At 68.7% G+C, this 13634-nt stretch carries 12 protein-coding genes; 2 read left to right on the top strand and 10 right to left on the bottom strand.

All coding sequences use genetic code 11. The features are described 5' to 3' along the window. Positions 1–33: 33 nt before the first annotated feature. From G8760_RS21080 to G8760_RS21060, 5 genes are all read right to left on the bottom strand, one after another. Complete coding sequence (locus G8760_RS21080; RefSeq protein WP_166354782.1) at positions 34–2166, bottom strand: iron ABC transporter permease; 2133 nt, start codon at positions 2164–2166, stop codon at positions 34–36. Continuing rightward, positions 2156–3295, bottom strand: a complete 1140-nt coding sequence (locus G8760_RS21075; protein WP_166354781.1) for an ABC transporter substrate-binding protein — start codon at positions 3293–3295, stop codon at positions 2156–2158. Before G8760_RS21075 ends, G8760_RS21080 begins: the two co-directional genes overlap by 11 nt. Before the next feature lie 11 nt (positions 3296–3306). Beyond that, positions 3307–4107, bottom strand: coding sequence for an ABC transporter ATP-binding protein (locus tag G8760_RS21070; RefSeq protein ID WP_166354780.1), 801 nt, complete (start codon positions 4105–4107; stop codon positions 3307–3309). A 462-nt stretch (positions 4108–4569) separates the two neighbouring features. Beyond that, entirely contained in the window at positions 4570–5094 is a 525-nt protein-coding gene (gene purE / locus G8760_RS21065; protein WP_166354779.1) for a 5-(carboxyamino)imidazole ribonucleotide mutase, read from the bottom strand. Then, positions 5087–6241: a 5-(carboxyamino)imidazole ribonucleotide synthase gene (locus G8760_RS21060; protein WP_246222637.1), complete on the bottom strand. Its 1155-nt coding sequence runs from the start codon at positions 6239–6241 to the stop codon at positions 5087–5089. Before G8760_RS21060 ends, purE begins: the two co-directional genes overlap by 8 nt. Before the next feature lie 151 nt (positions 6242–6392). Here G8760_RS21060 and G8760_RS21055 point away from each other — a divergent pair, with 151 nt between their 5' ends. Continuing rightward, entirely contained in the window at positions 6393–6944 is a 552-nt protein-coding gene (locus tag G8760_RS21055; RefSeq protein ID WP_207782562.1) for a GtrA family protein, read from the top strand. A gap of 302 nt (positions 6945–7246) precedes the next feature. On the opposite strand, the gene G8760_RS21050 is transcribed toward G8760_RS21055, so the two are convergent. From G8760_RS21050 to G8760_RS21030, 5 genes are all read right to left on the bottom strand, one after another. Further along, the gene (locus G8760_RS21050) at positions 7247–8170 is read right to left on the bottom strand and encodes a hydroxymethylglutaryl-CoA lyase (protein WP_166354848.1); all 924 of its coding nucleotides are present in this window, start codon (positions 8168–8170) and stop codon (positions 7247–7249) included. A gap of 109 nt (positions 8171–8279) precedes the next feature. Continuing rightward, the gene (locus G8760_RS21045) at positions 8280–9062 is read right to left on the bottom strand and encodes an enoyl-CoA hydratase/isomerase family protein (protein WP_166354778.1); all 783 of its coding nucleotides are present in this window, start codon (positions 9060–9062) and stop codon (positions 8280–8282) included. A 96-nt stretch (positions 9063–9158) separates the two neighbouring features. Beyond that, a complete protein-coding gene (locus G8760_RS21040; protein ID WP_166354777.1) occupies positions 9159–10271 on the bottom strand; it encodes a GuaB3 family IMP dehydrogenase-related protein in 1113 nt (370 codons plus the stop codon). Between the two features lie 6 nt (positions 10272–10277). After that, complete coding sequence (gene guaB, locus G8760_RS21035) at positions 10278–11798, bottom strand: IMP dehydrogenase (RefSeq protein ID WP_166354776.1); 1521 nt, start codon at positions 11796–11798, stop codon at positions 10278–10280. A gap of 93 nt (positions 11799–11891) precedes the next feature. Continuing rightward, positions 11892–12851 (bottom strand): alpha/beta fold hydrolase, encoded by a 960-nt coding sequence (locus tag G8760_RS21030; RefSeq protein WP_166354775.1) that lies wholly within the window; start codon positions 12849–12851, stop codon positions 11892–11894. A gap of 105 nt (positions 12852–12956) precedes the next feature. On the opposite strand from G8760_RS21030, the gene G8760_RS21025 reads away from it, so the two are divergent. Then, positions 12957–13628, top strand: coding sequence for a winged helix-turn-helix transcriptional regulator (locus G8760_RS21025; RefSeq protein ID WP_166354774.1), 672 nt, complete (start codon positions 12957–12959; stop codon positions 13626–13628). Positions 13629–13634 lie beyond the last annotated feature (6 nt).

Below are 13634 nucleotides of genomic sequence, written 5' to 3'. Positions count from 1 at the left end.
CGCGGTTCCGTGTCGCCCACGACGGTGGACCGCTCAAGCCACCCCGCGGCGGCTGGCCCGACGTAGCAGCCACGCGAGGTACGGTGCACCCACGAGTGCCACGACAAGACCCACCGGGATCTCACGTGGCGCCATCACCGTGCGGCCTACAACGTCCGCGGCCACCACCAGCACCGCGCCGAACAGCGCCGCCGTCGGGATCAGCCGCCGATGCGACGGGCCGACCAAAGCCCGCGCGGTGTGCGGTGCTACCAGGCCGACGAACCCCACCGCCCCGACCACAGATGCGGCTCCCGCCGCGAGTACGGCCGCACACAAGAGCACCGCCAGCCGCGCTCGGTCTACACCGAGGCCGAGTGCCCGCGGGGTGTCTTCGCCATACGCGAGCAGGTCCAGCGAACGGGCCACGACGACCAGCAGCACTCCGACGGCCACCGGCACAACGAACCAGCGCAGGTCGTCCAAGCCCCGCCCATAGGTGCTGCCGGCCAGCCAGGTCAGCGCCCGGTTCACCGCCAGTTGGGCCTGCAACGCCAGAATGGCCACCACCGCGGTGCACAGTGCGCCCACCCCGATACCAACCAACACCACCCGGGTCGGGTCGAGTGTCAGCCCCGGCCGCAAGCGCGCCCTGCCGCCACCGCCGCGTCGCCGGGTACCACCACCCCGACCAGTCCGGCGGCCGGCCGCGAGCAACAGAACCATCGTCGCCGCTACCCCGCCAGCCAGCGCGGCCAGCGGCAAGACCCACGACGGCGCGGCCGGGGCCAGCATCAGCGAAGCCACCGCGCCGACGCTGGCGCCGCCGGTCACCCCGATGATCGACGGCTCGGCGATGGGGTTGTGCACGACGGCCTGCACCGCCACCCCGGCGACGGCCAGGCAGGCGCCGGCCACCGCGGCCACGGCCAGCCGGCCGAACCGGCGCTCCACAACCGCCGACTCCGCGCCCCGTACCCAGTCCCCCAGATCGGCCCAGCTCACCGACACGTCGCCGATCTTCAGCCCCGCGACGACGGTCGCGGCCAGCAAGACGATCCCGGCCACCGCGACGGCACCGATCGGCAGCCGGCGGCGTGCTCCCATGGCGGCTTGGTCGTCGACGTATCCGAACCGGATCCGACGGGCCAGCATGATGAAGATCGGGGCGCCAACAACCGCCGTGATCACACCCGCCGGCAGCTCACCCGTGCTGGCTGAGCGGAGGAACGAACGCGCCACCACGTCGGCCGACAGCAGGAGCGCCGCCCCGATGAGCATGGCCGACGGCACCAGCCACGCGTGCCGGTGTACACCGAGCATGCGCACCGTGACCGGCGCCACCACCCCGACGAACGCGATCGGCCCGGCGACGGTCACGGCCGCCGCGGCCAGCAGCACCGCCAAGCCCAGGGCGGCCAACTTGACCCCGGTGACGTTGGCCCCCAACGCCCGGGCGCCGTCGTCGCCGATCGACAGCAGGTCCAACGGCCGGATCAGGGCGACCATGGCCACACCCACCACGAGGACGAGGGCACCCATCTGCCAGGCCCGAGTGGAGTCGATCGCCGCGATCGAGCCGTTCCCCCAGAAGTACAGGCCCTGAGTGCTGCGCTCGAACCACACCAGCAGCAACGTGGCGACCGACATCAACGCCATGGTCACCGCGGCGCCGGCCAGCAGGACCCGCCCGCCCACCACGAGTCCACGCCGGCCGGCCAGCGCCCACACTCCAACCGCGGCGATCAGCCCACCGATGGTGGCCAGCCCGGCCGAGGCGAATCCACCGAGGTTGAGCCCTAGGGCTGCGGCCGCCACCACCGCGAGGTACCCACCGGCGTTGACGCCGAGTGTCTCGGGCGCCGCGAGCGGGTTGCGGGTGACGGCCTGGGCGAGGGCACCGGACGCGGCGAGGGCGGCGCCGGCGACGAGGCCGGTGAGCAGCCGGGGCAGCCGCGCCCCGTGGAAGACGTTTCGTACCTGGTCGGGGGCGTCGCCGGTGAGGATCCCGAAGAGGTCGCCGAGGCCGATGCCGGAGCTGCCCTGACCGACATGAAGCACGGCGACAACGGCCAGCAGCACCGCCGCACCGGCCAGCACCGCCAGCGCCCCGCCGAGCGAACCGCGCCGGCCAGAGGTGGCTGGCGCGGCCGCTTCGGGGTCACGGGTGAGGGAGTCAGAAGCCAAGCGCGGCCTGGACCTCGTCGTACACCGTTGTCGCGGTCAGTGGGCCACCCCACAGCCAGGTTCCGGGGTCGATCGGATACACCCTGCCGGTCTCGACGAACTCCAGGCTCTGATAGATCGGGTTGTCGGCGAGTTGGCCGGTGAAGATGTTGTCGCCTTCTTGGGCGACGTAGATAAGCGATGACGACGGGGCGGCCGTCGTGAGCCCTTCCACGTCGGTGTCGGTGAGCCCGTAGGCATCGGTGTCGCCTGGCCAGCCGTTCTCCATGCCGCCGGCGGCGAGTAGCTCCGAGGCGTAGGTGGGGGATCCGAACACCCGCACCGTGGCCGCACCCTCGTAGGTGTACCCCTGGGTCAGCAGGAACGTCGGCTCGATGTCCGACGCGGCCAGTGCCGTGCCGAACTCCGCCGCTCTCTGGTCCAGTTCGGCGAGCACCTCGGCAGCGCGGTCCTCGGCGCCGGTCAGCACGGCGGTGTCGGTGAAGGTATCGCGCATGGCCTGCAACTGGCCGTCCGGATGCCCGTAGAAGTCCGACGAGTACGTCGGGGCGATGTCCTGGAGTTGATCGATATTGACCACCGAGCGGTCGTCGTCGGTGACGATGAGGTCCGGCTCGAGCGCCTCGATCTGTTCCAGGCTCGGCTCCTGCCGGGTGCCGACGTCGACGACGTCGTCGCTTAGTTGTGGTCCGGCGCTGACCCAGAGCTCGTACCCCTCGATGTCGGCCACCCCAACCGGCTCCACACCGAGGGCCAGCAGGTTTTCCGCCGACGACCACTCCAGCGCTACAACCCGGGTGGCGGGTTGGTCGAGTTCGATGGGGCCGTGTGTGGTGTCGACGGTCACCGGACCGCCGGCGTCGGCTGGGTCGCCGCCGGGTTCTTCGGTGGTGTCCACGTCCGGGTTGGTGGCCGGTTCACCGTCGTCGTCGGAGCCGCAGGCGGCAAGGACGCAGGCCGCCGCGGCCGCCAAAGCCAGAGAAGACACCAGCCGCCGGTGCGGGGCCGGGCGGGCCGGACGGGCCGGGCGGGCCGTCCGGGCCGGGCGCGGCTGCCAGGTGTCTACCCCGACGACTCCCGCGGGTGCCTGCGGGGAACGGTCCGGGCCGGCTCGATGGTGATCGGTCAACGGGAACTCCTTCACGAGGCGGCTGCCGTCGCCCTCGCGTACGGCAGGCAGGTGGGGTGGCCGGTTAAGGGGTGGGCCACGACGTGGACGGGTAGGCCGAACGCGGCTTCGATGGTGTCGCTGGTGAGCACCGTGCCGGGGTCGCCGGTGGCGAGCACCGACCCACCGGCGAGCACCACGATCCGGTCGGCGTAGGCCGCCGCCTGGTTGAGGTCGTGCAGGACCAGACCGACGGTGATGCCGTGGTCGTCGGCGAGGCTGCGGGCCAACCCGAGAATCTCCACCTGGTAGCGCAGGTCGAGGTAGGTCGTGGGTTCGTCGAGGAGGAGGACACCGGTCTGCTGGGCCAGCACCATGGCGATCCAGACCCGCTGCCGCTCACCGCCGGAGAGCCCGTCGACGTGCCGGCCGGCGAAGGCCGACGTCCCGGTCACGTGCAAGGCCCAGTCGACGGCGTCGCGGTCGGCGTCGCGCAACCGGCCGACCGCGCCACGATGTGCGTAGCGGCCGTGCCCGACCAGTTCACGCACCGTGAGTCCGGCCGGGATAGGAGAGCTCTGTGGGAGGAACGCCAACCGCCGGGCGAGGTCACGGCCCCGAAGATGGGCGGCGTCGACGCCGTCGACGGTGATCGTGCCGGCGTCCGGCGTGTGCAACCGGGCCAGGGTACGCAGCAGCGTGGATTTGCCGGAACCGTTGGGCCCGACGAGCACTGTGACGCCGCCGGCCAGGAGGTCGACGCTGACCCCGTCCAGCACCGGTTGGTCGTCGTAGCTGGCCCGCACCTGGTGGGCCACGAGAGTCGAAGGCACGCGCAAGCTCCCTTCACCGATGGTCGGTTGCGACGGCCGCGGGGTTGACCCAATCTCTGTTGGGCCGAGCGGGAACTCCGGTCCGCGAGCCACCTCAGAGCTCGATCTCTAAGGCATGCCTAATCTAACTCATGCCCCGGCTCATCGTTGAATTCCGCCCGCCTCACCCTTCACCCTTCACCCCTTCACCCTTCACCCCTCACCCCTCACCCCTCACCCCTCACCCCTCACCCCTCCCCCCTCACCCCTCACCCCTCACCCCTCACCCCTCACCCCTCACCCCTCACCCCTCACCCCGGTGATCGTCGCCGAATTTCTGCCCTCAACACCCGTGATCGTCGCTGTTTTCGTGTCGCTATTACGACCAGATCTTGACTTCGATCACCGGTGAGCAACGACACGAAAACGGCAACGATCACCGGGAGGTGGGGGCGTGTCGTTGGCGCCGCGGAACTTGGCCGCTCAGGTCAGCCGCTCGCGCAGCGCCTCACCCTTAGCGCGAGCAGCAGCCTCGAGATCGGCCCGAAACTGGTCCAGACGGGCCCGCAGTGCGTCATCGGCGGCGCCGAGGATACGCGCCGCGAGCAAACCCGCGTTGCGGGCGCCCCCGACGGACACCGTCGCCACCGGAACGCCGGCCGGCATCTGCACGATCGACAGCAACGAATCCATGCCATCGAGGTACTTCAACGGCACCGGCACTCCGATGACAGGCAACGACGTCACCGACGCGAGCATCCCGGGCAGATGCGCGGCACCCCCGGCGCCGGCCACGAGGACGCGCAGGCCACGTTCGGCGGCGGCAGCACCGTAATCGAGCATGGCCTGCGGCATCCGATGTGCGGACACCACACCCACTTCATGCGGCACACCCAGCTCACCGAGGACGTCCCCGACGGCCGACATCACCGACCAGTCCGAATCGGACCCCATGACGATGCCCACCAGTGGGTCGCCGCTGCCCTGCGGCGTCACCAGTTCACTCATCGATTACTCCTTGGATGTAGTCCGCGGCATGCCACGCCCGCTCCCGCAGTGCCGGCAAGTCGCCCCCGTACGCGGTGACATGGCCAACCTTGCGGCCCGGCCGGACACCCTTGCCGTACCAGTGCACCCGCAGCCCCGGGTCACGCGCCATCACGTGCCGATAGGCGGGGTAGACGTCCGGGAGGTCACCGCCCAGGACGTTGACCATCACCGTGTAGGGCGCACGTGCGTCGGGTGCGCCGAGAGGTAGGTCGAGGACCGCCCGCAGGTGGTTCTCGAATTGGCTGGTGACCGCGCCGTCGATGGTCCAGTGTCCGCTGTTGTGTGGACGCATGGCCAGCTCGTTGACCAGGAGGTCTCCACCCTTCGTCTCGAACATCTCCACCGCCAGAACGCCGACGACGCCGAGTTCGGCGGCCACCTCGATGGCGATCCGCTGGGCCTCGACCGCGCGGCGGTGGGGTAGATCCGGCGCGGGCGCGATGACCTCCACGCAAATACCGTCCCGCTGTACCGACTCCACCACCGGGTACGCCACGACCTGACCATGCGGCGAGCGCACGACCACCGCGGACAGTTCCCGCGCGAACTCCACCCGCTCCTCGGCCAGCACCGGCACGCCGGCCCGGAACGGCTCGGCTACTGTGTCGGCCGGGGTGTCCCCGTCGATCAGCCAGACCCCCTTGCCGTCGTAGCCACCCCGGGTGGTCTTGAGCACCGCCCACCCGCCGTGGTCGGCGGCGAAGCGCCCGGCATCCTCCGGATCGGCGACCAGCCGGTGCCGCGGGCACGGGACGCCGGCCGCGGACAACCGGCTACGCATCACACCCTTGTCCTGGGCGTGCAGTAGCGCCTCGGACCCCGGCCGCACAACGACGCCGGCCGCCTCCAACGCACGCAGATGCTCAGGCGGAACATGTTCGTGATCGAAGGTCACGATGTCGCAGGACTTCGCGAACGACATGAGATCGTCCAGCGCCTTCTCATCCGCGACCACAGGGTCACGCACCACTTGTGCCGCCGACTCGTCACCACTGCTCGCCAGCACCAACAGCCGCACTCCGAGCGCCACCGCCGCCGGCTGTGTCATCCGAGCCAGCTGGCCCCCACCAACCATGCCGATCACCGGCCACCACGCACGTGTCACAGGGTGCAAGGGTACGCGGCGCCGGAACGTCCCGCAGAACCAACGCCGTCACCGGTCGCCGCGCGCCGGGTGTTCATACAAACCCGCAGCTCTTCGCGTCGCCAGAACGGACGGGTGTGGTTTTGGTCGCATTGTGCTTTACGCTTGGCGGGTGCTCGAGACCCATCCGCCGCAACGTCGCACGTCAAGATCCTGGCGTGCGTACCTGCCCGTGCGGATGTTGCGCAGCTGGTATCGGCTGCACCGACTGCTTCGTGAAGGGCTGAAGTTCGCCACCGTGGGCAGTGTCGGCTACATCGTCGACATCGGCATCTTCAACGCGCTGCTGTTCGCCGGCGGTGAAGGACCACTCCACGACAAACCCCTGATCGCCAAGACGGTTTCGGTGCTCGCAGCAACCGTCGTCACCTACACCGGGCATCGGGTGTGGACGTTCCGGCATCGCGCCCGGGTCAAACTCGCCCGCGGGTATCCGCTGTTCTTCCTGTTCAATGGGATCGGGCTGGGTATCGCGCTGTCCTGCCTGGCGGTATCCAGGTACGCGTTGGGTATGTCCGGCCCGTTGGCCGACAACATCTCCGCCAACGTGGTCGGTTTGCTGCTTGGCACCCTGTTCCGTTACTGGTCGTATCGCACGTGGGTGTTCCCCGCCCACCCCGCCCAGCCCGCCGTGCCGGCCACCGGATCCGCCCAGCTTCGGTGACCTCCCCTCCCCTGTTGTGCACCTGATCTCCGTTTTGGCGCCTGATCGTTTCTACCGGGGTGATCAGATGCGGGTGACGACGTGTTGATGCTGGTTGATGGCGAGTTGGTGCATCTGATCACCCCGGTAGAAACGATCAGGCGCCAAAACGGAGATCAGGTGCACAACAGGGGGTGGGGGCCGCGCGCTCCACAGTGCCGTTGACTACGCCGCAGCAATGTGACGCCCCAGACAAGATCAGCTAACCCCGACACACCGCTCCACATCGGAGGTTAACGCCAGGCTCGCGGACCCGCCCCGTGTCAGTCGTCGCCGGGTCCGGCCAGCGGGGTAGTCCGCCAGCGCGGGCCGGCACGCAGTACCTGCGACGGCGCGGTATGACCCACGAAGCGCTCGGCCATCTCGGCCACCTCCACCAACGCGTCGAGATCTACGCCGGTGTCGACGCCCATGTCTTCCAGCATCGAGACGACCTCTTCGGTGGCGATGTTGCCCGAGGCTCCAGGTGCGTAGGGGCAGCCGCCCAGCCCGGCCACCGCGGCGTCGAAATCGTCGACCCCGAGCTGTAGCGCCGCGTAGACGTTGGCCAGGCCGGTGCCCCGGGTGTTGTGGAAGTGCAATCCGAGTGGCAATTCCGGATGAGCCGAGCGGGTCTCCCCTACCAGGCGGGTGACCCGGGTGGGGGTGGCCATCCCGGTGGTGTCGCCGTAGGCGAGGGAGTCGATCCCGGCGGCCTTCCCCTGACCGGCCACCCATACCACCCGCTCCACCGGTACCTCACCCTCGTACGGGCAGCCCCATGCGGTGGAGACGATCAGCTGCAGTGTGGCGCCACCGGTGTGTGCCTGCTCGACCAGCTCCGGCAGGGCCGCCAGAGACTCTTCGGTGGACCGGTTGATGTTCGACCGGTTGTGCGTGTCCGACGCCGAGACGACCACTTCGAGGTCGGTGAAGCCGGCCGCGAGCGCCCGCTGGAGGCCACGCTGGTTCGGCACCAGCGCGGAGTAGCGGACGTCGGGATCCTGCCGGACCGCCGCCCAGACCGCGTCGGCGTCGGCCATCTGCGGGATCGCCTTGGGGTGCACGAAGGAGACCGCCTCGATCCGGCGCAGGCCGGTGGTGGACAACGCGTTGATCAATTCGACCTTGGCGTCCGTCGGGATCGGGTCTTCATTCTGTAGGCCGTCGCGGGGGCCGACCTCACGCAGGCTGACCCGAGCCGGCAACTCAGCACCCGTCACCAGTGCACCTCCCGATCGCTACGGCCCCGTAGCGCGTGTACGTAGGCCACCACACCAGTGTGCCCGGGTCGGGCCGACAGCGCTTCGTCGTGCCTCACACACCCGGCCAGTTCGGTTCTCTCTTCTCGTTGAACGCCGCGATGCCCTCGGTTCTATCCCCGCTGAACGCGGTGGTGCGCCAGGCAGCGTCCTCGACGTCGAGCCCTGCTGCCAGGGAACCGTCCAGGCCGAGCCGCATGGCGCGTTTCGCGCTGCGCACACCCACTGGGGAGTTGCCGGCGATCGTCGCCGCCAGTTCCAGCGCGACGTCGCGGGCCTGACCGGTCAGCACCAGTCGGTCGGCGATGCCGAGTCGGTAGGCCTCGTCGGCGTCGACCCGCCGGCCGGTGAAGACGAGGTCGCTGGCGCGGCTCCACCCGATCCGGCGGGCCAGCAGTTGGGTGCCGCCACCACCTGGCACCAGGCCCACGCTGACCTCGGGTAACCCGACTACCGCGGTGTCGTCGGCGACGATCAGGTCGCAGGACAGCGCCAGCTCGAAGCCGCCGCCCAGCGCGTAGCCGTGGATGGCGGCGACGGTGGGCACGGGCAGGTCGAGCAGCGCGTTGAAGGCGGCGCGCATCACCGGCCGCTGCCGGCGGAGGTCGTCGTCGCTGAACGAGTTGCGCTCCTTGAGGTCGGCGCCGACGCAGAATGCCTTCTCGGAGGTGGACGATACGACGACGGCCCGCACTGTGGTGTCCTCGGCCAACGATTCTCCGACCGCGGCGATGGCGCGGGCGTGTTCAGTGGAGATCGCGTTGTGCGCCTGTGGACGGTCCAGCACGAACTCGACCACGCCGTTTGGATCAGGGCGTCGAACCCTTACTGTGTCCATCCGCCTACCTTTTCCCCCGTCCCGATGATCATTGGCTTTTGACTACCGGATCCGGTAGTCAAAAGCCAATGATCATCGGGACGGGGGGCACGGGGGTCACCGCAGGATGGTGACCTCGACCCGCTGGAACTCCTTGACCTCGGTGTAGCCCGTGGTGGACATAGCCCGACGCAACGCGCCGACGAGGTTCATCGACCCGTCCGCCAGGAACGACGGACCGTGCAAGATCTGGCCTAGAGGTGCCACCGTGCCGACCCACATCCGTTCCCCACGGGGCAACTCCGGATGGTGCGCCTCCGAACCCCAATGCCAGCCTCGCCCAGGGGCCTCGGCGGCCCGCGCCAGCGGCGATCCGACCATCACCGCGTCGGCTCCGCAGGCGACCGCCTTGGCGATGTCGCCGGAGCGGGCTATGGAGCCATCGGCGACGACGTGGACGTACCGGCCACCGGACTCGTCGAGATAATCCCGGCGAGCAGCGGCGACGTCGGCCACGGCGGACGCCATGGGAACGGTGACACCGAGCACCGACCGGGTGGTGTGCGACGCCCCACCACCGAAGCCGACCAACACACCGGCCGCACCAGTACGCATCAGGTGCAGTGCAGCCTGATAGGTGGCGCACCCGCCGACCAGCACGGGGACGTCGAGCTCATAGATGAACTGCTTGAGGTTGAGCGGCTCAGCCTGGCCGGATACGTGTTCGGCGGAGACGGTGGTGCCGCGGATGACGAACAGGTCCACGCCGCCGTCCAGCACCGCCTGGTAGTGCTGCTTCACACGCTGCGGCGACAGCGCGCCGGCCACCGTCACTCCGGCCGCGCGGATCTCGCCGAGCCGCTGAGCGATGAGTTCCGCGCGCACTGGCTCGTGATAGATCTCCTGCAGCCGGTTGAGTGCTTTCCCCTCCTCCAGCCCGGCGATCTCGTCGAGGAGCGGCTGTGGATCGTCGTACCTGGTCCACAGACCCTCGAGGTCCAACACGCCGAGCCCGCCTGCCTGACCCAACGCGATGGCCGTCGACGGCGACATCACGGAGTCCATCGGGGCCGCGATCAGCGGGATCTCGAACCGGTAGGCATCGATCTGCCAATGGGTGGAGACCTCTTCGGGATCACGGGTCCGGCGGGACGGGACGACGGCGACGTCGTCGAACGCGTACGCCTGGCGGCCACGTTTGCCGCGGCCGATCTCTATCTCTGCCACCACACCAGGCTATCGGGAAGAGTAGTTGGGGGCTTCCACCGTCATCTGGATGTCGTGTGGATGTGACTCTTTCAGCCCCGCGGAGGTGATCCGGACGAACCGGCCACGCTCCTTGAGGTCGTGAATCGACCGCGACCCGGTGTAGAACATCGCCTGCCGTAGCCCACCGATCAACTGGTGGGTGACGCTGGCCAGCGGTCCCCGGAACGGTACCTGGCCCTCGACCCCTTCGGGGACCAGCTTCTCATCGTTCGCGACGTCAGCCTGGAAGTAGCGGTCTCGCGAGCCGGTGGCCTCCGCTCCACGTTTACGCAGCGCACCAAGCGAACCCATACCCCGGTAGGACTTGTACTGCTTGCCGTTGACGAAGATCAGCTGTCCCGGGCTTTCTTCGACCCCGGCCAGTAGCGAACCAAGCATCACCGTGTCGGCACCGGCGACGATGGCTTTGGCGATGTCTCCGGAGTATTGGAGACCGCCGTCGCCGATCACCGGGATGCCGGCCGGCCCAGCCGCGAGGGAGGCTTCGTAGATGGCTGTGACTTGTGGCACACCGATACCGGCCACCACCCGCGTCGTGCAGATGGACCCCGGCCCGATACCGACCTTGATGGCGTCAGCTCCGGCGTCGACGAGGGCCTGAGCTCCTTCACGGGTGGCGACGTTGCCGCCGATGACCTCCACGCCCGCCGCGGCCGGCTCGGCTTTGATCCGCCGGACCATGTCGAGTAACGCGCTGGTGTGCCCGTGTGCGGTGTCGACGACGAGAACATCCACGCCCACCTCGACCAGCGCCATTGCGCGTTCCCACGCGTCACCGAAGAACCCGACGGCGGCGCCCACCACCAGTCGGCCCTCGGAATCCTTGGTGGCGTTGGGGAACTGCTCAGACTTCGCGAAGTCTTTGACGGTGATCAGCCCGCGAAGCCGATTGGCATCGTCGACCAACGGCAGCTTCTCGATCTTGTGTTTGGCCAGCAGCGCCATGGCGTCGTCGGGTTTGGTGCCGACCGGAGCGGTGACCAACGGCATCGGCGTCATGGTCTCGCGGACCAGCCTCAGGCGGTGCTCGTCCTGCGGGACGAAACGCAGATCACGGTTGGTGACGATACCGAGCAGCACACCACCCTCGTCGACCACCGGCAGCCCGGAGATGCGGTAATGCCCGCACAAGGCGTCGACCTCGGCGAGGGTGGCGTCGGGGCCGGTAGTGACCGGGTCGGTGACCATACCCGACTCGGACCGTTTGACTTGGTCGACGTGGCGGGCCTGTTCGTCGATGGACAGGCTCCGGTGCAGCACGCCCAGGCCACCCTGCCGGGCCATGGCGATCGCCATGCGCGCCTCGGTGACGGTGTCCATGGCGCTGGAGAGCAATGGGATGTGGACGTCGATGTTGCGGGTGAGCCGGGAGGTGGTGTCGACCTCGCTCGGGATGACATCGGACTCGGACGGCTGCAGCAGGACGTCGTCGAACGTCAGGCCGATGGCCGCGAACTTGTCAGGGACCTCGTGCCGCCTGGACTCCATGAAAGCGCAAACCTCATACGTGGTGGTGGGCCAATGGCTCCCATGGTATGTCGTGCGACACCCACTCCATATGGGCTGTTCGCATATCCCGGATCACACCGTCCGGTTGCCCAGTGCCGTGTGTTGGAGGATCGAGGAGACGACGATGTCCCAGACGGCGGGCGGCGGGAACTCGTGCCCCACGCCGTCCAGGCCGATGAACCTGGCGCCCGGGATGTCCCCGGCCAGCGCCTCGCCATGGGCGATCGGGAAGAGCGGGTCGGCGGTGCCATGCATGACCAGCGTCGGCGCGGTGATCTCGCTGATCGGCGAGCGGGCCGGTGCATCGTCGTCGGACAGAATCCAGTGGTTGGTCTGACTGGCCGCGATGTTCGTCGTTCGGTCGTAGACCTGGGTGACGATCCGCCGTATCCGGGGTTCGTCGAACGGGAGCGTTCCGTTGAACGCCCGCAGCTCGTCGACCATGGAGTCGATCACGGCGGACCGGTTCGACCAGTCGGGTTCGGCCGCGGTCTCGGTGAATATCGCCTGGATGTGATCCGCCGGGGGTGGCAGGTCCGGCTGGTCCGGGCCGCCTGGGCCACCTGGACTGGAGGACATCAGCGTCAGCGAGGAGACTCGCTCAGGATTGTCGAGTGCGATGTGTTGGGCCATGCCAGCGCCCAACGAGATAGCCACGAGATGGGCGCTGGCCAGGTCCAACGCGTCGAGCAGCCCCACGGCGTCGGCCTCTAGGTCGAGCCCGGTGTATGGCGGCGAACCCGCCTCGTAGCTGACCGATCGTCCGGTGTCGCGCAGGTCATACCGGACGACGAAGCGGCCGCCGCCGGCCAGTCGCTGACAGAATTCGTCCTCCCACCAGTCCATCGAGCTGGCCGCGCCGGCGATCAGCAGGATCGCCGGCGCAGCCCGGTCACCAAAGGTCTCGATGCACAGCTCCACGCCGTTGACCTGGACGAGACGCTCACCAGAGCGCTCCGACTCGTGATTCGGACCCGACGGGTGCGCCGCCGAGGCTGGGGTGTTCGCGGTGTGAGGGACGTTCGATGTCATCGATCTGCCTTTCGTTGAGGATGCCGGCGACGTTACTACAGAAATTGTAGTCTGTGCTATCTTTTTCTAAGTAAATATTCCGACGACGGAGAGACGAGGCGGCCAATGCCCACCACCCGCACCTATGGCGAGGCGTGTCCCATCGCACATTCCTTGGACATGATCGGTGACCGGTGGGCCATGCTCGTCGTACGTGAGCTCAGGCTCGGACCGCGCAGATTCAGTGACCTCCAAGCCAGCCTGCCCGCCGCCGGGCCCAACATGCTGGCCCAGCGTTTACGTGACCTCGAGCGCTTCGGCGTGCTCACCCGGCGCACGCTGCCGCCACCCGCTGCGGCCAAGATCTACGAACTCACCGAATGGGGCAGCGAACTCGAACCCGTGTTCCGCGCGCTCGCCCGCTGGGGCGCCCGCGCCCCGGCCCCACCGGCGGGCCAGCGGCTCAGCCCGGACTCGGTCATGCTCGGCCTCCGCACCTTCTTCGTCGTACCAACCGAAGCTCCCTGGTCAGCAACGTATGACGTCCACCTAGGCGACGAGCGCTACCGGGTGCGCGTCGTCGACGGACAGCTCACCGAACTTACCCGGACCGCGACCGACGACCCAGCCGACGCCACGCTCGTCTTCGACGATCACATGGCGATGGACGCGCTGACCGCCGGGCTGGAGACACTCTCCGAGCTGATCGAACGTGGTGCGCTGAGGCTGATCGGCGACGCCGATGCGGCACGGCGACTCATCGACGCCGTCCACAAACCTCAGCCCACGGCCACATGACCGCCG

Origin of the sequence: Phytoactinopolyspora limicola (assembly GCF_011320225.1) — a bacterium.
GTDB lineage: Bacteria > Actinomycetota > Actinomycetes > Jiangellales > Jiangellaceae > Phytoactinopolyspora > Phytoactinopolyspora limicola.
The sequence above is the reverse complement of the archived record's forward strand: the minus strand, read 5'-3'. Positions and strand labels throughout refer to the sequence as shown.